Source organism: Lysinibacillus sp. PWR01 (genome assembly GCF_043359455.1).
GTDB lineage: Bacteria > Bacillota > Bacilli > Bacillales_A > Planococcaceae > Lysinibacillus > Lysinibacillus fusiformis_F.
Map to the genome: position 1 here is coordinate 169,487 of NZ_JBHERJ010000047.1, position 24,412 is coordinate 193,898.

Annotated in this window: 18 protein-coding genes and 3 pseudogenes; all 21 read left to right on the forward strand. The window is 38.4% G+C overall.

What is annotated here, in order from left to right:
- Positions 1–26 precede the first annotated feature (26 nt).
- The 21 genes and pseudogenes from ACEVFT_RS08255 to nusA all read left to right on the forward strand — a co-directional run bounded on the left by ACEVFT_RS08255 (position 27) and on the right by nusA (position 24,331).
- Positions 27–1,247, forward strand: coding sequence for an amidohydrolase (locus ACEVFT_RS08255; RefSeq protein WP_393949189.1), 1,221 nt, complete (start codon positions 27–29; stop codon positions 1,245–1,247).
- Positions 1,248–1,378: 131 nt separating this feature from the next.
- Positions 1,379–2,614, forward strand: coding sequence for an amidohydrolase (locus tag ACEVFT_RS08260; RefSeq protein ID WP_342534086.1), 1,236 nt, complete (start codon positions 1,379–1,381; stop codon positions 2,612–2,614).
- 69 nt (positions 2,615–2,683) lie between these two features.
- A pseudogene (locus ACEVFT_RS08265) lies at positions 2,684–3,474 on the forward strand (sodium:solute symporter family protein); the annotation flags it as partial.
- Positions 3,475–3,791: 317 nt separating this feature from the next.
- Complete coding sequence (locus ACEVFT_RS08270) at positions 3,792–4,562, forward strand: FliA/WhiG family RNA polymerase sigma factor (protein WP_205441974.1); 771 nt, start codon at positions 3,792–3,794, stop codon at positions 4,560–4,562.
- Between the two features lie 23 nt (positions 4,563–4,585).
- Positions 4,586–4,888 (forward strand): RNA polymerase subunit sigma, encoded by a 303-nt coding sequence (locus ACEVFT_RS08275; protein WP_393949191.1) that lies wholly within the window; start codon positions 4,586–4,588, stop codon positions 4,886–4,888.
- Between the two features lie 9 nt (positions 4,889–4,897).
- A complete protein-coding gene (locus ACEVFT_RS08280) occupies positions 4,898–5,476 on the forward strand; it encodes a hypothetical protein (protein WP_393949194.1) in 579 nt (192 codons plus the stop codon).
- A gap of 156 nt (positions 5,477–5,632) precedes the next feature.
- On the forward strand, positions 5,633–6,352 hold the full coding sequence (gene rpsB / locus ACEVFT_RS08285) for a 30S ribosomal protein S2 (RefSeq protein WP_008180715.1): 720 nt from the start codon (positions 5,633–5,635) through the stop codon (positions 6,350–6,352).
- 101 nt (positions 6,353–6,453) lie between these two features.
- Entirely contained in the window at positions 6,454–7,341 is an 888-nt protein-coding gene (gene tsf, locus ACEVFT_RS08290) for a translation elongation factor Ts (protein WP_016994555.1), read from the forward strand.
- Between the two features lie 216 nt (positions 7,342–7,557).
- Positions 7,558–8,283, forward strand: a complete 726-nt coding sequence (pyrH, locus tag ACEVFT_RS08295; protein WP_205441977.1) for a UMP kinase — start codon at positions 7,558–7,560, stop codon at positions 8,281–8,283.
- Positions 8,283–8,840: a ribosome recycling factor gene (gene frr, locus ACEVFT_RS08300; RefSeq protein WP_205441979.1), complete on the forward strand. Its 558-nt coding sequence runs from the start codon at positions 8,283–8,285 to the stop codon at positions 8,838–8,840. Before pyrH ends, frr begins: the two co-directional genes overlap by 1 nt.
- Positions 8,841–9,151: 311 nt before the next feature.
- Entirely contained in the window at positions 9,152–9,946 is a 795-nt protein-coding gene (locus ACEVFT_RS08305; RefSeq protein WP_205441980.1) for an undecaprenyl pyrophosphate synthase, read from the forward strand.
- Positions 9,943–10,743, forward strand: a complete 801-nt coding sequence (locus ACEVFT_RS08310; RefSeq protein WP_205441981.1) for a phosphatidate cytidylyltransferase — start codon at positions 9,943–9,945, stop codon at positions 10,741–10,743. Before ACEVFT_RS08305 ends, ACEVFT_RS08310 begins: the two co-directional genes overlap by 4 nt.
- 64 nt (positions 10,744–10,807) lie before the next feature.
- Positions 10,808–11,953, forward strand: coding sequence for a 1-deoxy-D-xylulose-5-phosphate reductoisomerase (gene dxr / locus ACEVFT_RS08315; protein WP_393949198.1), 1,146 nt, complete (start codon positions 10,808–10,810; stop codon positions 11,951–11,953).
- A 46-nt stretch (positions 11,954–11,999) separates the two neighbouring features.
- Positions 12,000–13,262 carry an RIP metalloprotease RseP gene (gene rseP, locus ACEVFT_RS08320; RefSeq protein WP_342534087.1) on the forward strand — a complete coding sequence of 421 codons (1,263 nt, stop codon included), beginning with the start codon at positions 12,000–12,002 and terminating at the stop codon, positions 13,260–13,262.
- Positions 13,263–13,393: 131 nt separating this feature from the next.
- Positions 13,394–15,100: a proline--tRNA ligase gene (locus ACEVFT_RS08325; protein WP_342442713.1), complete on the forward strand. Its 1,707-nt coding sequence runs from the start codon at positions 13,394–13,396 to the stop codon at positions 15,098–15,100.
- 271 nt (positions 15,101–15,371) lie between these two features.
- A pseudogene (locus ACEVFT_RS08330) lies at positions 15,372–18,299 on the forward strand (PolC-type DNA polymerase III); the annotation flags it as partial.
- A 345-nt stretch (positions 18,300–18,644) separates the two neighbouring features.
- Complete coding sequence (locus tag ACEVFT_RS08335) at positions 18,645–18,773, forward strand: hypothetical protein (protein WP_393949200.1); 129 nt, start codon at positions 18,645–18,647, stop codon at positions 18,771–18,773.
- A 243-nt stretch (positions 18,774–19,016) separates the two neighbouring features.
- Positions 19,017–20,843, forward strand: coding sequence for a group II intron reverse transcriptase/maturase (gene ltrA / locus ACEVFT_RS08340; RefSeq protein WP_393949202.1), 1,827 nt, complete (start codon positions 19,017–19,019; stop codon positions 20,841–20,843).
- Positions 20,844–20,952: 109 nt separating this feature from the next.
- Positions 20,953–22,356: pseudogene (locus ACEVFT_RS08345) on the forward strand (PolC-type DNA polymerase III); the annotation flags it as partial.
- 334 nt (positions 22,357–22,690) lie between these two features.
- On the forward strand, positions 22,691–23,167 hold the full coding sequence (gene rimP / locus ACEVFT_RS08350; RefSeq protein WP_205441986.1) for a ribosome maturation factor RimP: 477 nt from the start codon (positions 22,691–22,693) through the stop codon (positions 23,165–23,167).
- Between the two features lie 24 nt (positions 23,168–23,191).
- Entirely contained in the window at positions 23,192–24,331 is a 1,140-nt protein-coding gene (gene nusA / locus ACEVFT_RS08355; RefSeq protein WP_342534088.1) for a transcription termination factor NusA, read from the forward strand.
- Positions 24,332–24,412: the final 81 nt, after the last annotated feature.

Sequence of the window (24,412 nt, forward strand, 5' to 3'; positions counted from 1 at the left end):
ATTGAAGAGGAAAGGATAAATCTGAAATGAACTCTACTTTTTGGTTAACAAATGTACGTCTTGAAACGGATTATCATTTTGAAAACGACACGATTACCAAAACGAATACGGCTTGTTTTCATCTATTCATTAAAGATGGAAAAATTGCAGAAATAGTTTCTGCTAATAGCCTATTAAATGATGATTACCCAAAAAAAGATATGAAACAGCTCTTAGCATTGCCTTCTTTTATAGAAAAACATTGTCATTTGGATAAAACTCTCTTGAGTGACCAATGGCGAGCAGTTACACCTGTGAACAATATTTTCGAACGTTGTGAAATTGAAAAAGAGGTACTTCCAGCCTTGCATACAACTACACAGCAACGCGCTGAGGAATTACTTAGTCGTTATGTGCAGTTAGGCGTTACACATGTACGTACGCATGTGGATTTATATCCTGAGGTAGGTTTGAAAAATTTAGAGGAGGTTCAAAAAGCTTTACAAACTTTTGAAGGGAAGTTGTCTTATGAAATCGTTGCCTTTCCGCAACATGGTCTATTACGAACAAAGGCAACCAATTTAATAAGGGAAGCTTTACGTTGTGGGGCAGGATTTGTCGGAGGTGTCGATCCAGCTACAGTGGATGGTGATATTGAGGCTTCCCTACAACAAATGGTGGAACTCGCTGTTGAAGGAAACGCAGGAATTGACTTGCATTTGCATGACCCAGACCAATTGGGTACTTTCACCATGAAGAGATTAGCCCAATTAACAAAAGAAGCTGGTTTACAAGGCAAAGTAGCCATTAGCCATGCCTTTGGGCTTGGAGATGTTTCACACGCTGAGGCAGAAGAAATGGCGGACATTTTATGTGATGCAGGAATTACGATTGTGACGAGTGTACCCCTACGTAGAAAGTACCCACCTGTTGGTTTATTACACAGTAAAGGAGTACCCGTTGCAATTGGGTGTGACAATATCTTTGATGTTTGGTCCCCATTTGGTAACGGAGATTTATTAGAACGAGCTGGTCGTTTGGCAAAAAGCTCAGGTTGGGGGGATGAATGCTCATTAGCCCAAACTCTTCAATTTATTACAGGGGGAAAAACCCCACTCAATCAAGTGGGTGAGCAAACATGGCCAAAAGTGGGAGATAGTGCAAATATGGTGTTCGTGGAGGCTTCTTGCTCTGCTGAAACGATTGCTCGAAGATCTCAACGCAAGGCAACTCTATTCAATGGAAACTTTGTCTATAGTTCGATTTAAAGCAAAAGTTTATTGATAAGGGATGGTATTATTAGCTTCTATTAGAAACCATCCCTATCTAAATTGATAATTTTTTTGAATTTAATTTTCTTAATATTTTAATAATTGATAGAGGAAAGGTGAAGCGGATTATGCAGGGCTCTACATTTTGGATTACAAATGCGCTATTAGAAAGTGGTTTTCACTATGAGGATGATGTAGCCATTGAGACCATCACGGAAAAGGTTCATATTTTAATAGATAATGGCTTTATTACAGCTATTGTTGCTGCTCGTACGCCATTAAGCGATCAACTACCTAAAAAAGATGCAAGAAACTTATTAATTCTTCCCTCATTTATAGAAAAACATTGTCATTTAGATAAAACATTGATTGGAGACTCTTGGAGATCCTGTCGTCAAGTAGCCAACCGAATCGAGCGCTGCAACTTTGAAAAAAATTTGCTACCTACTTTAGCAACAACAACTAAAGAAAGAGCAGAGGCGCTTTTACAAGTATTAGTAAATGCTGGATCAACGCATATTCGTACCCATGTTGATATTTATCCTGAAGCAGGACTTCATTATTTAGAAGCTGTACAGCAAGCATTGACAACATTTGATGGAAGATTATCACATGAGATTGTAGCCTTTCCACAGCATGGTTTACTACGTACAAACTCAAAAGATTTAGTGAGAGCAGCTTTACGTGAAGGGGCTAATTTGGTAGGTGGAGTCGACCCTGCTGTTATAGAAGGTGATATTGAGGCATCTTTACAGCAAATGATGGATATTGCTGTGGAAGCAAATGTTGGTATTGATCTACATTTACACGATCCAAGTCATCTTGGAATTTTTACGATGAGACGTTTAGCAGCACTTACAGAAGATGCAGGCTGGCAGGGAAGAGTAACCATTAGCCATGCCTACGGGTTAGGGGAGGTTTCTTTAGCTGAGGCAGAAGATGTAGCTGACATGCTAGTAGCATCGAATATATCGCTTATTACGAGTGTGCCTATTCATGGCCCTATACCTCCAATTGATTTATTGAGAAAAAAGGGAGTGCCCATTGCTATAGGGTGTGATAATATTTTTGATTCTTGGTCTCCTTTTGGAAATGGCGATATTCTTGACCGAGCAAGCCGTATGGCAGAGCGATTTAACTGGATTGACGAGCAATCATTAGCTCAAACACTAGGCTTTATTACGAATGGTAAAACACCTTTAGATCAGATGGGGAAACGAATCTGGCCAAACATTGGTGATGAAGCAAGCATGGTATTTGTAGAAGCAAGTTGTTCAGCTGAAGCAATAGCTAGAAGATCTAGACGCCCCGCTGTTATGTATAAGGGAAACGTAGTTGCAGGTGAACTGAATGCAGTTGAGTAGGACAATCATTGTCGATTGTAAATTTGAAAGGAGAACATACTTTGAAACTTATCAAACTATTAGCATCATTCCATACCTAGTGAAGGGTTAAGTCCGACATGGTTTATTTCTACAGTATTACTAACCTCGCTTGGGTTTTATATGTACCCACATGCATTTGGTGCGATATATGCAGGTAAAAGTGAAAAAGCATTCCGCAAAAATACAATTATTATGCCATTATATCAATTGATATTGCTCTTTGTATTTCTTGTTGGATTTGCTGCGATTCTTCAAATTCCGACTTTGCAAGGTGATGAAGTTGACTTATCGCTATTACGTTTATCTAAAATGGCTTTCGATCCATGGGTCATGGTGTCATTGGAGCTGCTGGCGTACTACCAGCATTAGTTCCAGGCTCAATGCTGTTACTGTCTGTCGCTACATTACTAGCAAAAAATGTTTATGGTGTATTTGTACCAACTGCTACATAAAAACAAATTGTTCAGTTAGCAAAGTTTTTAGTACCTTTCGTTGCATTAATCGCACTGTTCTTCACATTTCAAAGTGGAACGATTGTTGCATTATGATTAATGGGTGCAAGTATGGTGACACAATTGTTTCCGTCTCTGATATTTAGTCTGATGAAAAATAATTTTGTGACAAAGCAAGGGGCCTTTGCAGGTATCATAATGGGTGAAGCAGCCGTAGCCTATATTACGCTGTCAAAAACGACCATTGCCACTTCGTTTCCGTTGCTTCCACATTGGATGAAAGATGTCAATGTAGGGTTCATCGCTCTTTTGCTCAATGTTAAGGTTATGTTGCTCGTCAGTATGGCTACTCAAAAATCATATAAAAAGAATCCAGTAGCTTCATAAACTATAAGCTTTATCATACAAAACTGTATCCAAGTGTCATTACACAATGAGGGTACAGTTTTTCTATGTCTTTAAAAAACAAAGGAATATATTAGAGACTAAGAGAAACAAATGAAATTATAGTCGATTCTTGTTATAATATAGGAAAGATGGCAACTGCTTATCGGGCTTTTAACTATTCAGGGCTCACGTCTAGATTAGCTTAAATGTGGATTTTTTTAAATAACCGAGAAATCCTGTTAAATGATAATTTTTAAGAGCGCAAGTAGTCGTTGGCAAAAGGGCGTGAAAAAGCGTTTTTTAGAGAGGTGGATTTCATGACACAACCAATTCTGAACGATGAGCAAAAACTATGGAATCGCTGGATACATGAGCGTGATCCAGATGCTGGTGATTTACTTATAAAAAAATACATTTCTTTAGTATCTTATCATGTCCAACGTATTGGTGCAGGTTTGCCAAAAAGCGTATCACGTGACGATTTAACGAGTTTAGGGATGGTAGGGCTTTTTGATGCACTAAATAAATTTGACATTAACAGAGATTTAAAATTTGATACATATGCTTCGTTTAGAGTAAGAGGAGCCATCATAGATGGTTTACGAAAAGAAGACTGGTTACCGCGGTCAGCACGCGAAAAAGCCAAAAAATTAGATGCTCAAATTGAACAGCTAGAGCAAAAATATATGCGTCATGTAACACCTGAGGAACTTGCGGAGCATATGAAGTTACCTGTTGAAGATGTTTATCAGACGGTGCAGGAGCATTTTTTTTCCAATGTTCTTTCTATTAATGAACAACAAGATCAAGAAGAAACAGATGGCAAGTCATTTGTCATCCGAGATGATACAACAAAAACACCTGAGCAAGCTATCATTAAATCAGAGTTATTAGATGATTTAGCTGAAAATATTCAGAAACTCAATGAAAAAGAACAGCTTGTACTAAGTTTATTTTACACAGAGGAATTAACTTTGACTGAAATTGGTGAAATGCTTGAACTATCAACATCACGCATTTCACAAATTCATTCAAAAGCGCTATTAAAGCTACGAAAGCTATTATCGAGTGAAATGATTAATGCGTAAATATCCTTGAGGGAGAGATTCCAATGAGTTTAAAAGGTGTTGAGTTACAGATTGCTATTCCAAAAACATTTGAAGCAGGAAAAATGGCAGATCAGGCACAGCAACAAGTATTAGCCCAACAAGCACATGCAAATGAAGCATTAAAAAAAGAAGTTGAGCGTCAACAGAAAATTGTCAATACATCTGAATGTATGGATGAAATTAGTGAGGATGAAGATGCAGGCGGTGAATATTTAACAGGTATTCATAAAAAGAAAAAAAAGGATCAACAAGAAAAACAGGCACAACATCCGTTTAAAGGGAATTTCGTGGATTTTAGTGGATAGGAGTTTACAATGACAACCATTCTAATAGCGGTGCTATTCTTTTTACAGCTCATTTCATTTTACTTTCTTATCATTTTAAACACAAAGTTAGCAAAGTTTAAAGATTTGGAAAAGAAGCAAGAACGATTAATGAGGGAAATGGACGACACCATTAGTGTGTATTTAGCTGAAATGAAAGATGAAAATGACCGTCTTATTAAAGAGTTACAAAATGTCTCACAGTCTGAAATAGCGGCTAGTAGCATGCAGCAAACCGAGCAATATGTGGCACCTCAGGAGCAGTCGCCTTTACCAGTAGTACATGAGGTGAAAAGTGATAGTTCTCTAGCCTTAGATAAAGATGCTCGTATCTATGTACCTAAAAATATTGTCGCAAATGCTTATTCACGTCAGCAACAAACAGGTTCAAAAATGGTGCAATCAGCCCCACCTCTAAAAGTGGAGGAGCAAAAAGAACCAGAAAAATTGCTGACAGTGGAACAGCAGGTTCTAGAATTAGCAAAGCAGGGAAAATCACCAGAGGAAATAGCGAAACAACTGCAAAAAGGCAAAACAGAAATCGAGCTTTTACTGAAATTCCATCACTAAATTGTTGCGAATCGTTCAAAGCTATGATATAGTTGCAAATGGTGTTATTAATACACACGCATTTTGATGTAGTAAGTGGTGCTCTAAGCTTAGGGTAGCTTGTTGCAGATGATAAATGCGGAGGATAAAAACCAAACATATTAGGAGGAAATTCACATGTCAGTAATTTCTATGAAACAATTACTTGAAGCTGGTGTACATTTCGGTCACCAAACTCGTCGTTGGAACCCAAAAATGAAGAAATATATCTTCGTTGAACGTAACGGGATCTACATCATCGACTTACAAAAAACTGTTAAAAAATTAGAGGAAGCTTATGACTTCATGCGTCAAGTTGGTCAAGACGGTGGTAAAGTTCTTTTCGTTGGTACGAAAAAACAAGCACAAGAAGCGATCAAAGATGAAGCTGAACGTTCAGGCAACTACTACATCAACCAACGTTGGTTAGGTGGTACTCTTACAAACTTCGGTACAATTCAAAAACGTGTTGCACGTATGAAACAAATCGAAAAAATGGAAGAAGAAGGAACTTTCGAAGTTCTTCCTAAAAAAGAAGTAATCCAACTTAAAAAAGAACACGAACGTCTAATCAAATTCTTAGGCGGTATCCGTGATATGCACGATCTTCCAGACGTAATGTTCGTGGTTGACCCACGTAAAGAACGTATTGCGGTTGCAGAAGCTCGTAAATTAAACATCCCTCTAGTAGGTATTGTTGATACGAACTGTGATCCAGATGAAATCGACTACGTAATCCCTGCTAATGATGATGCTATTCGCGCTGTTAAACTTTTAACTGCTAAAATGGCTGACGCTTTAATCGAGTCAAAACAAGGTGAAGAAGAAGCTCCAGCTGTAGAAGTTGCTGCTGAGTAATTCACGTTTACAAAAAGGTGATAAGTGGCTCAGAACCCTTATCACCTTTTTTAGAACCTATCATTAAATTATGTTCAACCAATTTGAGGAGGAAACACTAAATGGCAAACATTACTGCACAATTAGTAAAAGAATTACGTGAAAAAACTGGCGCTGGTATGATGGATTGTAAAAAAGCGTTAGTACAAACAGATGGCGACTTAGAAGCAGCTATCGACTTCCTACGCGAAAAAGGTCTTTCTTCAGCTGCTAAAAAAGCTGACCGTATCGCTGCGGAAGGTACAACTTACATTTTAGAACAAGGTAACGAAGCAATCATCCTTGAAGTAAACGCTGAAACTGACTTTGTTGCGAAAAACGACAAATTCCAAGTATTAGTTGCATCTTTAGCAGAGCAATTACTTGCTGCTAAACCTGCATCAGTTGAAGCTGCTTTAGAGCTTGCAAATGCTGAAGGCGTGAAAATTGTAGATCAAATCTCTACTGCTATTGCAACAATTGGTGAAAAAATTACACTTCGTCGTTTCGAAATTAAAACAAAATCTGATGCAGATGCATTCGGTTCTTACTTACACATGGGTGGCCGTATTGGTGTATTAGTAACTTTAGAAGGTTCTACTGATGCAGCAGCTGCTAAAGATGTTGCTATGCACATTGCAGCAATCAACCCAACTTATGTTTCTCGCGATGAAGTTTCTGCTGAAGAAGTTGAACGTGAGCGTAAAGTATTAACTGAACAAGCTCTTAACGAAGGTAAACCAGAAAACATCGTTGCAAAAATGGTTGAAGGTCGTCTTGGCAAATATTTCGAAGATGTTTGCTTACTTGACCAAACTTTCGTTAAAAACTCAGATCAAAAAGTACGTGATTTTGTAGCTTCAACTGGTGGTTCTGTAAACGGCTTTGTACGTTACGCTGTTGGTGAAGGTATCGAAAAACGTGAAGATAACTTTGCAGAAGAAGTAATGAGCCAAGTTAAAGGTAACTAATTTAGCTTGCATTTGATTCTAATCAAATAATATCTAGATTATCTAGACAAAAAAATGGGGAACACAACATAGCGTGTTCCCTATTTTTCCGAAGTGAATGAAAAATTGAAGATAATTTTCTATTCTGCCTTATTCACAACTAGCAATTATTGTTAGATATACTATAATGGAAAAGGGAATAGGGATGTTTTAAATAAAGTCTTACGGAGGTTTACAATGAGTGTACCGCAATATAAACGAGTAGTTATTAAACTAAGTGGTGAAGCGTTAGCTGGAGAAGCGGGCTTCGGTTTATCACCAAAAATAATCAAGTCTGTTGCCGAAGAAGTAAAAGAAGTAGTAGATCTTGATGTAGAAGTTGCTGTTGTTGTAGGTGGCGGTAATATATGGCGTGGGAAAATAGGTAGTGAAATGGGAATGGATCGTGCAGCTGCGGACTATATGGGCATGCTGGCAACCGTAATGAACTCCCTAGCTTTACAAGATGCACTTGAAAAATTAGGCATTGAAACACGTGTTCAATCTTCTATTGTGATGACTCAAGTAGCGGAGCCATACATTCGTCGTAAAGCAGTTAGACATCTTGAGAAAAAGCGTGTCGTTATCTTTGCAGCAGGGACAGGTAATCCGTTCTTCTCTACTGATACGACTGCCGCATTACGAGCAGCAGAAATTGACGCTGATGCAATTTTAATGGCTAAAAACAATGTTGATGGCGTTTATTCAGCAGATCCTAAATTGGATGAGACAGCCATTAAATATGATACACTCACATACTTAGACGTTATCCAACAAGGCTTACAAGTAATGGATTCAACGGCTTCTACTTTATGTATGGATAACGATATCCCGCTAATTGTTTTCTCAATTACGGAGCCGGGTAACATTAAACGTGCTGTACAAGGCGAGAAAATCGGAACAGTTGTTAGGAGGAATGTATAATGGCTAAACAAGTATTAGAACAAGCAAAAGAAAAAATGAACAAAACAATCGCTGCTTTCTCACGTGAACTAGCTTCTATTCGTGCAGGTCGTGCGAATGCATCTCTATTAGATCGTATTTCGGTTGATTACTATGGAGCACCAACACCAATTAACCAACTTGGGGGTATTTCTGTACCTGAAGCGCGTTTATTAGTAATTACACCTTACGATAAATCAATTTTAGGTGATATTGAAAAAGCAATTATGAAATCAGATATTGGTATCACACCAACAAATGATGGTTCTGTCATTCGTTTAATGATCCCAGCTCTAACGGAAGAGCGTCGTAAGGATCTAGTAAAACAAGTGAAAAAAGAAGCGGAAGACGCAAAAATTGCTGTACGTAATGTTCGTCGTGATGCAAATGATGATTTGAAAAAACTTGAAAAAGCTGGCGAAATCACAGAAGACGATCTACGTGGCTTTGGTGAAGATATCCAAAAATTAACAGATGAATTCATTGTGAAAGTAGATCAAGTAGCGAAAGATAAAGAAAAAGAAATTTTAGAGGTGTAAACTATACTTTTACACGTCTATGATGGAACTTTTTGATGAGATGAAGGCGTCCTATACTTAACAGGACGTCTTTTCTCTTTATTATTCATAGCCAAATTGCTTACTCATGTAGAGAGCATTTATGAAATGTGAAAAGGTCATTAATGATACAATCATCGATTTTTTAACAAACTCATTCTTTAATATGTGTATAGTTCTAAAACAAGCTAGTACATACATAGTCAATTTAGAGGGAAAAAAAAGACAAAAGGCGCTTTTGTTTGTTATGATAGGTTAGTATACGTCCGATTAGTTGTAGTGGGGGAGTTAGCATGTTTAAAAAGCTATTAGGTAAACAAATAAATATGGATACACTATCATTGGAGGAGCGTGTGGCCCTAACTAAAAGCGAGCCGATTCCTGCCCATGTAGCGATTATTATGGACGGAAATGGACGTTGGGCGAAGAAACGAGCTATGCCACGTGTTGCTGGTCATCATGAAGGAATGAAGACGGTACGTAAGGTAACGAGATTTGCGTCAGACTTAGGTATTAAAGTCTTAACTGTCTATGCATTTTCCACTGAAAATTGGAAGCGACCAAAACCTGAGGTTGATTTTCTGATGCGGCTACCTGTTGAATTTTTAGGTTCTTTTTTACCAGAGATGATGGAGCGTAATGTACGTGTCGAAATGATTGGTGACCCCTCTTTATTACCTGCCCATACACAAAAAGCGTTGTATGAGGCAATGGAAGAAACGAAGCATAATACAGGGCTTATTCTAAATTTTGCGTTGAATTATGGTAGTCGTTCTGAAATGGTCAATGCCATGAAGAGGATGCTTCAGAAAGTGCAGGACGGTCAATTAACGATGCAAGACATAACAGAAGATTGCTTAACATCTCATTTAATGACGGCCCATTTACCTGAGCCAGATCTTTTAATTCGTACAAGTGGTGAAGTGCGATTAAGTAACTTTATGCTATGGCAGCTCGCCTATACAGAATTTTGGTTTACAGATACATTGTGGCCAGATTTTAGTGAGGAAACCTTACTGGAAGCGGTGGAAAACTATCAGAAACGTAATCGCCGTTACGGTGGGTTGAAGGGAGAAGAAACAACTTGAAACAACGTATTATCACGGCAATAATCGCAGCAGCACTTTTTATTCCGTTCGTTATTTATGGCAAAGTACCGTTTACCATACTTGTGCTTGCAATGGCTATTGTCGGTTTTTATGAAATATTAAAAATGAAAGGTATTTCCATTTTTTCTGTGCCTGGCTTCTTAGGGCTGGTCACGTTAATTTTACTTGTTATCCCGAAGGACTGGAGTGAACAGGTTGTAGAATTAATAGGCTATTCGTCTAATCTAATGGTAGTCTATGGTCTCATGATGCTACTTCTTATTTACGTGGTTTTAGTGAAAAATAAAATAACTTTTGATGAAGTTGGTTTTATTTTATTAGGTGCATTTTATGTGGGATTAGGATTCCATTATTTAATTGAAACAAGAAATGTTGGATTAGAGTATGTTGTTTATTGCTTATTAGTGGTTTGGACAACAGATTCCGGTGCTTATTTTGTAGGCAGAAAATTAGGGAAAAATAAGTTATGGCCAGAAATCTCACCAAAGAAAACGATTGAGGGTTTTATAGGTGGAATTGTCATTGCTGTCATTTTTGCAGTTGGTATGCAACTCATTTACCCATTCGCAAATGGTTATATATCACTTGTTTTTGTAACGATTTTTGCCTCAATCATTGGTCAAATGGGCGATTTGGTAGAGTCCGCTATTAAACGTCATTTTGATGTAAAAGATTCGGGCAATATTTTACCAGGGCATGGCGGAATTTTAGATCGCTTTGATAGTCTATTATTTGTCGTGCCACTACTTCATTTTCTACATTTATTTGGTAATTAATCTGTATACGAAAAGGCAGCTTGCTAAATCATTTGCTTAGATAGAAAAAAGGGGACAATTTGTTGTGAAAAAAATTAGTTTATTGGGTGCTACTGGTTCAATCGGTTGGCAAACCTACGATATTTTAAAAGAACAACGTGATGCTTTTCAATTAGTGGCTTTTTCTTCAGGGAAAAACTTAGATAAAACGCGAGAAATGATTGAAACATTAAAGCCCGAAGTAGTTTCAGTGCAATTAGAAGAGGACGCACTTACGCTTGCTAGTGAGTTTCCAAATATCCAATTTACGTTTGGAGCAAAAGGACTTGTAGAGGTCGCAACACACCCAGATTCGACTGTACTAGTCAATGCCGTGCTTGGAAGTGTAGGGCTTGAATCAACATTAGCAGCCATTCGTATGGGCAAAACGATTGCTATTGCTAATAAAGAAACCCTTGTAACTGCTGGACATTTAGTGATGGCAGAGGCGAAAAAATACAAGGCAACCATTTTGCCTGTAGATAGTGAACACTCTGCCATTTTCCAATCGATGAATGGCGAGAATCCGAAAAATATTGAACGTTTGATTATTACTGCTTCTGGTGGTAGCTTCCGTGATAAAACGCGAGAGCAATTAAAACACGTGACGGTCGCAGATGCACTTAATCATCCGAACTGGTCTATGGGTGCAAAAATTACGATAGATTCCGCTACAATGATGAATAAGGGATTAGAAGTCATTGAAGCACATGTTTTATTTGATATGCCATATGATAAAATAGATGTACTTTTGCATAGAGAAAGTATTATTCACTCTCTAGTTGAGTATCATGATACTAGTGTTATTGCTCAGCTAGGTACGCCAGATATGCGTGTGCCAATCCAATATGCTTTAAGCTACCCAGATCGTATACCATTACATAATGGTCAGCGACTAAATTTAGCGCAAATTGGTCAACTACATTTTCAAGAGATGGACTTTGAGCGATACCCTGCTTTGCGTTTAGCATATGAGGCTGGTCGTATGGGTGGTACCATTTTGACAGCGATGAATGCAGCAAACGAAGCGGCAGTTGCAGCCTTTTTACAAGGGAAAATCACATTCCTTGAAATTGATGAGACGATTGAGCGTGTGATGCAAGCACACCAAAACATTGCAATACCAGATTTACAAACCATATTACATGTGGATAGTGAGACAAGAAAAATAGTGTTAGACATGGTAAAATAACGAAAGCACTGTATCGTTAACTAATCGCTATTAAAGGTGGGGTAATATGCAAACAGCCATTGCATTTATATTAATATTTGGCATGCTCGTCTTCTTCCATGAACTTGGACATTTCTTATTCGCCAAACGTGCAGGCATTTTAGTACGTGAATTTGCTATCGGAATGGGTCCCAAAATTTATGGGAGAACACATGGAGAAACAATGTATACCATTCGATTATTACCTATCGGGGGATACGTACGTATGGCCGGCGAGGATATGGATGGCACTGAATTACAGCCGGGCTACCGAATAGGGCTTATTGTGAATGAGGATAATATTGTTAAAAAAATTATTTTCAATCAAAATAATAAGCAGTTACCAGATTTATTATTTTTAGAAGTTGAACGTGCTGATTTAGAGAAAGAGTTATTTGTAGAGGGCTATGATGAAGAAGAACGTTTAGTTCGTTATCAAGTAGCTAGAGATTGTGTTCTTGTGGAAAATGGTCGCGAACTGGTCATTGCACCACAGGATCGTCAATTTAATGCAAAAACAGTTGGCCAACGAGCGATGACCATCTTTGCAGGTCCTTTGTTTAACTTTATTCTTGCGTTTGTGATTTATTTAGTGATTGGATTAATCCATGGAGTACCAACTTATGAGCCAATCATCACGGAAGTAGTAGAGAATGATCCAGCTGCACAAGCAGGGATGCTTGCAGGAGATAGAGTAACATCTATTAACGGACAAGCTGTTGAAAAATGGCAGGATTTAGCCGCTATCGTTCAAGATCATCCAAACGAAGATATTGCCGTGACAGTTGATCGAAATGGACAATCTGTGAACTTAAATATGACCGTGAAGGAAATCCAACAGGACGGTGAAAAATATGGTCAAATAGGTGTGCGCTATGAAAGCCCAAGGGAGTTTAACCCAATAAAGGCGGTTGTCTATGGAGCACAAGAAACCTATAATATGACTGTGAAAATATTTGAACTATTAGGTATGCTGATTACTGGTAAGTTCACAATCGATGCACTTTCTGGTCCTGTAGGTATTTATAAAGCAACAGAGCAAGTTGCCCAGTATGGTATTATGAACTTAATGAATTGGGCAGCAATGCTAAGTATTAACTTAGGAATTATGAACCTACTTCCATTACCAGCACTTGACGGAGGCCGTTTATTATTCTTTGGTTTTGAAGCGCTACGTGGTAAACCAATTGACCGTCAAAAAGAAGGGATTGTACATTTTGTAGGAATCGTCCTACTGATGATTTTAATGGTGGTCGTTACATGGAACGATATACAACGATTCTTCTTTTAAATGATCTACAGTTAAATGAAATTTGATTTCCTAGCTTTGAGCGCAATTTCGATGAAACATTGCGCTCAAAGCTAAATTTGTTTATGCTATTGAGAGTATAAACTTATCTATTGAAAAAGGTGGAACACTGAATGAAGCAAAGTAAAACATTTATCCCAACGTTACGTGAAGTACCTGCTGATGCTGAAGTAAAATCACATAAGCAATTACTACGTGCAGGGTTTATTCGTCAAAATACAAGTGGGGTATACTCGTATTTACCGCTTGCAAAACGTGTGCTAACAAAAATTGAAACAATTATCCGTGAAGAAATGGAAGCTATCAACTCCATTGAGCTTCTAATGCCATCCCTACAATCTGCTGAGCTATGGCAGGAGTCAGGTCGCTGGGAAAAATACGGGCCTGAATTAATGCGTTTAAAAGACCGTCATGACCGTGATTTTGCATTAGGACCAACACATGAAGAAGTCATTACTACTTTAGTACGTGATGAAATTAAATCATATAAAAAATTACCGTTAACATTGTATCAAATTCAAACAAAATTCCGTGATGAAAAACGTCCTCGCTTTGGCTTACTACGAGGAAGAGAATTTATCATGAAAGATGCTTATTCTTTCCATGCGTCACGTGAAAGTTTAGATGAAACATATGAAGATATGTACCGTGCTTATTCTAATATTTTCTCCCGCCTTGGCTTAAACTACCGCGCCGTTATTGCAGATGCAGGTTCAATTGGCGGTAAAGGTACACATGAATTTATGGTGCTTTCTGAAATCGGTGAAGATACAATTGCATACTCGGATACTTCGGACTATGCAGCAAACATCGAAATGGCTGAAGTCATCGTTGACTATCAACCATCTGATGAAGCTTTAAAAGAAGTGGAAAAAGTAGCAACACCAGAACAAAAAACGATTGAAGAAGTTTCAGCATTCTTAAAAGTAGAGCCAGCCAATGTCATCAAATCTTTAGTTTTTGATGTAGATGGTGAGCTTGTTGTAGTCCTAGCACGTGGGGATCATGAAATTAATGATATCAAATTGAAAAATGCACTTGATGCAGGGTCAGTGGAACTTGCTAGTGAAGCAGCAATTAAAGATTTATTAGGCTGTGGCGTTGGTTCAATTGGTCCAGTGAAACTACCAGTAGACGTAAAAGTAGTAGCAGACCAAGCAATTAAATCCATCCGTAATGGTATTGCAGGTGCTAACGAAGATGGATTCCACTTAGTCAATGTTAACCCAGAGCGTGATTTTGCAGTTAATGACTATTTAGATATTCGTTTTATTCAAGAGGGAGATCCTTCTCCTGATGGACAAGGTATCATTAAATTTGCAGAAGGTATCGAGGTTGGTCATATTTTCAAATTAGGTACTACATATTCTGCTAAAATGAATGGTACTTTCTTAGATGAGCAAGGAAAGGCTCAACCATTTATTATGGGTTGCTATGGTATTGGTGTATCTCGTATTCTAGCTGCTGTAGCTGAGCACTTCCAAGATGACAATGGCTTTACATGGCCAACACAATTAGCGCCATATGATATTCATGTTGTGCCAGTTAACACAAAAGATGAGGCGCAAGTGGCATTAGCAGAGGAGCTTTATGGCTTATTAAAATCATACCGTTATGATGTGCTATTAGATGATCGTCCTGAACGTGCAGGTGTAAAATTCGCGGACGCTGATTTAATTGGTTTACCTGTTCGAGTAACTGTCGGTAAAAAAGCAACAGAGGGTATTATAGAGGTGAAATTCCGTCAAACGGGTGAAACATTTGAATGGAAAAAAGAAGAAGTCATTGATCACCTTAACGAATTTTTCCGTAAAAACTAATGACCTGCTAGAAGGTTGGTCATAATTGGAAGCCAATGCTTTTGATAGAGGCTTTCGTATAAATTTGATAAGATAGATATAAATAATTCGCGACACTTCTGCGGGACAGTGAGCCAAGCAAGAAACAACAGATGGTAAAATCTCTGTTAAACTTGAAGAGCGCCCGCAGTGTGGGAGCGAATTTTTTTCTTGAATTCTCATCATGCGTTTGAGACGAATTAGAACATGAGGCTAAATAAGCTGCCTCTTTCTGAAAGTAGGTGTCATTAGATTGGAACAGCAACAAGAGGCAAGAATGAGACTTCGAATGCTCTTGCAACAATTAGAGTTAACAGATGATGTATACATGTCATTTTTTGAGGAAGGTGAATTATCACGCCTGACAGTTCATAAAAAGGATAGACTTTGGCATTTCACCATTAAGTTAAGAGATATACTACCGTTTCCGTTATATCAGCTTTTCCGTACCCATTTGACAGAGAAGTTTTCAGCAATCGCGCAAGTTAATACGACATTTGAAACGTTAGAGCAAAATGTGACAGAGGAACTGGTGCAAGCTTACTGGCTAAATGTTGTGGAACAAATTGATGAGATGGCCCCACCGCTTAAAAATTGTCTCGTCTCTCAAATACCAACATGGAACGGCCAAAAGATGACATTATCCTGCATGCAGGAAATGGAATTTATGATGCTAAAAACAAAGTATGCTGACAAGCTAGCAGAAAGCTATGGTCAATTTGGTTTCCCTCGTATGGCAATCGACTTTGTGCTACAAGAAGAAACGGAAGAAATGATTGCGGCACAGGAAGCGTTTATGGAGCAGAAACGTCTGGAAGAAGTGGCTCTGGCACAGCAAGCGATGCAGGATTTCCAAAAACGTGAGCAAGAGAAGAAGGACAATCCAGCACTGGCGAACCTTGGTGACCGTCCCTTCCAACTTGGAATGCATATTAAAGATGATGAAATCATGGAAATTAAACGGATTGTTGAAGAAGAACGCCGTGTTATTATTGAAGGATTTGTCTTTGATGCGGAAATTAAAGAGTTAAAAAGTGGACGTTCCTTATTACAAATCAAAATTACCGACTATACAGATTCCATCATTGTTAAAATGTTTTCTCGTGATAATGATGATGCCGAATTAATGCAACATTTGAAAAAGGGCATGTGGGTTAAAGTTCGAGGCTCTGTGCAAACAGATACATTCATTCGTGATTTAATCGTCATGGCGAATGATATTAATGAAATCAAAAAAGAAACACGGCAGGATTTAGCACCAGAGGGTGAAAAGCGTGTTGAGTTACATTTGCATACACCAATGAGCCAAATGGATGCAGTTACACCTGTTGATCGGCTTGTTGCTCAGGCTGCAAAGTGGGGGCATCCAGCAATAGCTATTACGGATCATGCTGTTGTGCAATCTTTCCCTGAAGCATATGCAGCGGGGAAAAAACATGGCATTAAGATTATTTATGGTCTGGAAGCAAATTTAGTGGATGATGGTGTACCAATTGCCTATGCTCCAGAGCATCGTTTATTGGCAGACACAACGTATGTTGTTTTTGACGTAGAAACGACAGGACTATCAACTGCATACGATACGATTATTGAATTGGCTGCAGTTAAAATTAAAGATGGACATGTTATCGATAAATATGAAAGCTTTGCAAATCCACATCATCCTCTTTCGGCCACTACCATTGAATTAACAGGTATTACAGATGATATGGTTCGAAATGCACCAGAGGTAGAGCAGGTCATTAAAGAATTTCATGCCTTTATCGGTGACGCAATTGTTGTCGCTCATAACGCATCATTTGATATAGGCTTCCTCTATACAGGCTATAAAAAATTCGGCCTTGAAGAGACGGTCCATCCTGTAATTGATACGTTAGAGCTAGCAAGGTTGCTTTATCCTACAATGAAAAACCATCGTTTGAATACCCTTTGTAAAAAATTCAATATTGAATTAACACAACATCACCGAGCGATTTATGATACAGAGGCGACAGGGTATTTACTGCTGCAGCTATTAAAGGATGCGGATGAGCTAGCTATCAACTACCATGATGACTTCAATAAGCATATTGGTGGTGGGGATGCCTATAAAAAAGGTAGACCTATGCATTGTACGATTTTAGCAGTAGATAATGCAGGCTTAAAAAACTTATTTAAAATCGTCTCTCATTCGCATACAAAAACATTCTATCGTGTTCCTCGGGTGACACGGGCAGTGCTTGAGCAATATCGCGAGGGTTTATTAGTAGGATCTGGTTGTAGTAATGGTGAAGTATTCGAAACAATGATGAATAAGTCTCCTGAGGAAGCAGAGAAAGTCGCTCGTTTTTACGATTATATTGAGGTGCAACCGAAGGCTGTATATGCGCCATTAATCGAACGAAATGTTGTGCGCGATGAATGGACATTAGAAGATATTATCCGTAAACTTGTTAAACTTGGGAAGAAGCTAGATAAGCCTGTTGTTGCTACTGGCAATGTCCATTATTTAGATCCAACAGATGGAATGTTCAGGCAAATACTCATTGGTTCACAAGGTGGAGCGAATATTTTAAATCGATCCAAGCTACCGGAGGTTCATTTTAGAACAACTGATGAAATGCTGAAAGAATTTGATTTTTTAGGACCGGATCTTGCAAAAGAAGTGGTTGTGACGAATGCTCAAAAAGTAGCGGCAAGTATTGGCGACGTCAAACCGATTAAGGATGACCTCTATACACCAAAAATTGAAGGCTCTGATGATGAGGTAACCAATTTAACTTATGAAATGGCCCATCGTATTTATGGTGAGGACTTACCAGAAATCGTGAAAGCTCGAATTGAGAAAGAATTAAAATCGATTTTGGGTCACGGTTTTGGGGTAATTTATTTAATTTCTGCCAAGCTAGTGAAAAAATCATTAGCTGATGGCTATTTAGTAGGGTCACGTGGTTCGGTTGGTTCTTCGTTAGTAGCAACTTTTATGGAAATTACAGAGGTTAACCCATTACCTCCTCACTATATTTGTCCTAGTTGTAAACATTCCGAGTTTTTCGATGATGGATCTGTCAGCTCTGGCTTCGATTTACCAAATAAAGACTGTACAGAATGTGGCACACCTTATAAAAAAGATGGACAAGATATACCATTTGAAACCTTCCTTGGTTTTAAAGGTGACAAGGTACCCGATATCGATTTGAGTGCGACACGTTGCTAATTGAAAAGATTAGCCACCATTAATGGTAGAACTGCTATTTCGAAGTGTGGAATGACGGAGTAACGCCCCGAAACACACTCGCTGAAGCTACGACATGCAAGCGGATGACTGCAAAATTGAAACTTGTATGAAGCTCGTTAAAGTGGGCTGAAGTTCACCCAAACAGTACGGCTGTGGAAAAGGAGACATCCTGTGAATGATAGGTCTGGCGTCTATAAACTTTCTATGGTTAGAATCAGTAGATTGACTGGGACGAACCCTCGATTGACTTTTCGTGAATATCACGTAGTAGAAATGCTGCGGGGTCCAAATTAGGGCTTCTAGGTGTGGATGAGTAAGCGTTTGATTATGAAAATCCATCTTGTGTTACAGGCACATGCAAGCCTAGCGGAATTTAGGGGGAACCTAAGGGAAGATGTACAGATAGAAATAGTGGAACGTGTGAAGCTCCAAACGTAAGAGACAGTTGCATGTCGATGACGACGGTACGAGGAAAGGCTTTTAGCTATAACTCGTTTTAACGGAGTGGCAGTAGTGCCGTAGTACCGATGATGAAATGCCAGTGATGACTGAATAACAAATAGGTCGGAGGAAAAAAACATTTCTGAGGGAAGGGCACAAGTCGTTAGTGTTGAAAACAAACCTACACAAGTCAGATTCTAGTATGACTAAAGAGAACGAAAGCTCAATGGGAGTGATTAGTTGACTGACTTAATGATTCAAAAGTTAAGAAACAATGAGTATTTTGGATTGCAAACAACTTTTGATGATCTTTATAACGAAAGTAAAAGTGGTCGTTATTTTACAGACCTTTATGATGTGATTATTTCCGAAGAAAATATCATGCTCGCCTTTCGTAACCTTAAAAGTAATACAGGTAGTAAAACGAAAGGTACTAATGGACACACAATTAAACATTTAAACAAAATGAATGCTGATAAACTAATCAAGCTTGTTCGAAGAAGACTAGAAAATTATTCACCACATGCAGTAAGAAGGTTATTCATACCAAAACCGAATGGAAAGATGCGACCTCTTGGTATCCCAACTATTGAGGATAGATTAATACAGCAAATGTTTTTGCAAGTATTAGAACCGATTACAGAGGCGAAATATCATCCGCAAAGTTATGGCTTTAGACCGAAACGAAGCACACATGATGCACTCGCAAGATGCTATCATATGGTGAATCATAGTCATCAACATTTTGTCGTTGATATCGATATTAAAGGTTTCTTCGATAATGTAAATCATAAAAAGCTAATGAGACAATTATGGATGATTGGTATTAGGGATAAAAAAGTATTAGTAATCATCAAAAAGATGCTGAAAGCTGAAATTACAGGTGAAGGAGTACCAACGAAAGGAACGCCCCAAGGAGGAATTTTATCTCCGCTACTTGCCAATGTAGTATTAAACGAGTTGGATTGGTGGATCTCAAATCAATGGGAAACGAAACCGACACGAGTACCTTATAAGCTAAAACGCAATAAAACGGACGCACTTAAAAAGACAAGGTTAAAACCAATGTATCTAGTTCGATACGCAGATGATTTTAAAATATTCACGAACTCATATGAAAATGCTCGAAAGATTAAAATAGCTGTTGAAAAATGGTTAAAAGAACGATTAGGGCTAGAAATTAGTGAAGAAAAAAGTAAAATCACGAATTTGCGTAAGAATGGTACAGACTTTTTAGGAGTTCGCTTTAGAGCGGTACAAAAAGGCAATGCGAAAACAGGATACATCGTCAATTCTAAGATGGACCCAAGAGCAAAAGAAAAGGTACAAGGCGTTATAAGGCATCAGCTAGTAAAACTAAGAAAAAGTCCTACTCCACAAAAAGTGATGAATTTTAATGCGAATATTTTAGGGCTGCAAAACTATTATAAGATTGCAACTCGGATCGCTCAGGATTTTAATGAGATAAGGCATAACATTCACCCAAACATTAAATCACTCATGATAAGAAACATCTTTTTGAAAACAAAAGAAACAAACGGAGTGATTGATAAATTTTACGGAGATTACAATTATCCACGTTTCAAAAGCAATGGATTGCTGGTATATCCTATTGAAGCTGTTCGACATGATATACGAGGACAGCGAAAGCCTGAATTCACAATTTACAATGAAGTTGATAGGAAAGTAATTCATAAAGATTTAAAACAAGTGTCCATTCGAGAAATCGAAATGTTTCGTAAAGGAATATATAAATCAAAAAGTGTTCTGTATGAGAATAACCGATTGAGTAAATATGTAGCACAAAAAGGCTGCTGTGGTATTACGGGTGAGAGATTAACACCTCATCAAGCGTTATGTCATCATATTAAATCAACAGCACAAGGTGGTACAGATGAATACGATAACTTGATTATTATTAATAGAAAGTATCATATGCTCATTCACAATTCAGACCCTTTAAGGAATAAAGAATATCAGAAGATTTTAAGTAAATTCGAAATAAAAGCAATGAACAAATTAAACAGGCTAAGAACGGAAGTAGGAAATCCAAAGCTTAGCCTATAACATTCAACAAAACTAACGATGGAACGCCGTGTGAGTGTGAAAGCCTCATGCACGGTGTGGGACGGGGGAAAAGCTGGCGATAACTTCAAAGGCTTACCTATCGTCATATTTTTCGGGTGAATATCAACCACAAGCTCACAACTATACAAAGGTGCTATTTGGTGAGGATTATGTATACCGTGCCGGAACAATTGGTACAGTGGCGGAGAAAACAGCATATGGCTATGTAAAGGGCTATGCAAATGATCATAATTTACATTTCCGAGGTGCGGAAGTCGATCGTTTAGTTCAAGGCTGTACAGGCGTAAAACGTACATCAGGGCAACACCCTGGGGGAATTATTGTTGTACCTGATTATATGGATATTTATGACTTCTCTCCAGTACAGTTCCCTGCAGATGCGCAGGATGCAGAATGGCGGACAACCCATTTTGACTTCCACTCGATTCATGACAATATTTTAAAGCTTGATATACTTGGACACGATGATCCGACGGTGATCAGGATGTTGCAGGATTTATCTGGAATAGATCCAAAAACAATTCCAACCGATGATCCTGTCGTGATGAAAATTTTTAGTTCTCCAGAAACGTTAGGAGTCACAGAAAAGCAAATTGGCTGTAAGACAGGAACATTGGGTATCCCGGAATTTGGTACACGTTTCGTACGTCAAATGCTAGAAGATACAAAGCCTTCCACATTCTCAGAGCTTGTACAAATTTCTGGACTTTCACATGGAACAGACGTATGGCTAGGCAATGCACAGGAATTAATTCAAAACGGTACATGTGTGCTGAAAGAAGTAATTGGTTGTCGTGATGATATTATGGTGTATTTAATTTACCAAGGTCTAGAGCCGTCATTAGCCTTTAAAATCATGGAATCTGTTCGTAAAGGGAAAGGTTTATCAGAAGAGTTTGAAGCCGAGATGCTCGCCAATAAAGTACCAGGCTGGTATATCGAATCCTGTAAAAAGATAAAATATATGTTCCCAAAAGCCCATGCGGCAGCTTACGTGTTAATGGCTGTACGTATTGCGTGGTTCAAGGTACATTTCCCAATTCTTTATTATGCAGCGTATTTCACAGTTCGGGCAGATGATTTCGATTTAATTGCGATGGTTCAAGGATCACAAATGATTCGAGCACGTATTGATGAAATTAATATGAAAGGTTTAGATGCATCCACTAAAGAGAAAAACTTATTAACGGTGTTGGAGCTTGCGTTGGAAATGTGTGAACGAGGTATGAGTTTCCAAAAGGTTGACTTATATCGCTCTCAAGCCAGTGAATTTGTCATTGATGGCAATTCACTCATCCCTCCATTCGACGCGATCCCAGGCCTTGGGACTAACGTGGCCAAAACGATAGTAGCTGCTCGTGAAGAGGGAGAGTTTTTATCCAAGGAAGATTTACAGCAACGTGGTCGTGTATCCAAAACACTTATTGAATACATGGATCAGCTTGGATGTTTAGAAGGCATGCCTGATGCTAATCAGTTATCACTATTCTAGTATGGGATTTGTTTCGTATTGAAAGGTCTTCATGCATTTTCAAATTCCTGACACAATATGGTTATCTTTAATGACGGAAATTTGCATTGTGTCGAGAACTGTGCTATTCTTATGGTAATAATTTGTTGATATTTTTCCAGCAAAAGAGTGGGGCATACCCGCTCTTTTCTGTTGTTTAACCGTAGCAAAACAAATTTTGACTAACAGCAGGTAAGACCGTTAAATTTCACCAAAGCAACTGGTGGAATTTCTGTTTTATTATGGTTCATTACCGCGTTAACTGATAGTAATGAACAATTCATACGCTAGAATTTGATAAATACAGGAGGAAATAATGAGCAAAGTACCATCTTTAATTGAAGAGCTCGCTAAACCAATTGTGGATGAGTTAAATCTTGAGCTAGTGGATATTGAGTTCGTAAAAGAAGGACGTAACTGGTTTTTACGTGTCTATGTTGATACACCTGAGGGTGCAATTGACATTGACCAATGTGCTCAAGTTAGTGAACGACTAAGCTTGTTATTGGATGAAAAAGATCCAATTACACAAAATTATTATTTAGAGGTTTCTTCGCCTGGAGCGGAACGTCCATTAAAAAAAGATACAGATTTTGAAAAAGCAGTTGGTAAATTTATTTACGTAAAAACCTACAAGCCCATCAAGGACATGAAGGAATTCCTAGGCTACTTAACGTCATACGATGAACATACATTAGTGATGGAAGTGCGTATTAAAACACGTAAAATGACAGTAACAATTGAACAAGAAAAAATCGCATTGGCACGTCTTGCCATTGATTTTTCAGCATAATGCATATTTAGGAGTGAAAACAAAATGAGTAGTGATTTGTTAGATGCGCTGAATGCGCTAGAAGAACAAAAAGGAATTTCAAGAGATGTGTTAATTGAAGCCATTGAAGCGGCATTAGTTACAGCTTACAAACGCAACTTTAACCAAGCACAAAATGTTCGAGTGGACTTAAATTTAGATAAGGGCTCAATTCGTGTATTTTCACGTAAAGATGTGGTGGAAGAGGTAGAAGATGATCGTTTGCAAATTTCGCTAGAAGATGCAAAAGTCATTAATCCAGCTTATCAGCTAGAGGACATCGTGGAGCAGGAAGTAACGCCACGCAACTTCGGACGCATTGCTGCACAAACAGCAAAACAGGTAGTCACACAGCGTGTACGTGAAGCGGAACGAGGTTTAATCTATGAGCAATACGTAGATCGTGAAGATGATATCGTAACGGGTGTTGTTGAACGTTTAGATGCTCGTAATATCTATGTAGGTCTTGGGAAAGTAGAAGCGGCATTGCCAGTTAATGAACAAATCCAAGGCGAATCCTATCATCCACATGATCGTATTAAAGTATATATTACAAAAGTTGAACGTACGACACGTGGACCTCAAGTGATTGTGTCCCGTACACATCCTGGTTTATTACGCCGATTATTTGAGATGGAAGTACCTGAAATTTATGAGGGTATTGTAGAGATTAAATCAATTGCACGTGAAGCTGGAGATCGCTCTAAAATTTCTGTCTTTGCGCATAATGAAGAAGTAGATCCAGTAGGTTCATGTGTTGGGGCAAAGGGAGCTCGTGTACAAACGATTGTCAATGAACTAAATGGTGAAAAAATTGATATCGTAGAATGGTCTGAAGATCCAGTTGTCTTTGTAGCTAATGCATTAAGCCCATCGAAAGTATTAGATGTTCAAGTGAATGAAGAAGAAAAATCGACAACAGTTGTCGTACCAGACTATCAATTATCTCTAGCAATTGGTAAACGCGGGCAAAATGCACGTCTAGCAGCGAAGCTTACTGGTTGGAAAATTGATATTAAGAGTGAGACAGATGCTCGTGGATTAGGTATTTATCCTTCGGCTACAAGCACTTTCATCCCTGCGGATGATGAAGAAAGTGATTTTGATGATGTAGCAGTTGACTTATATCAAGACGACGAAGAATAAGTAAGAAAGCCCGTGTGACAAGTTAGCTGACAGTATTCAGTGGGCCCCCTACGCCGACTGAATACTGTCAGAGCGTCAAGT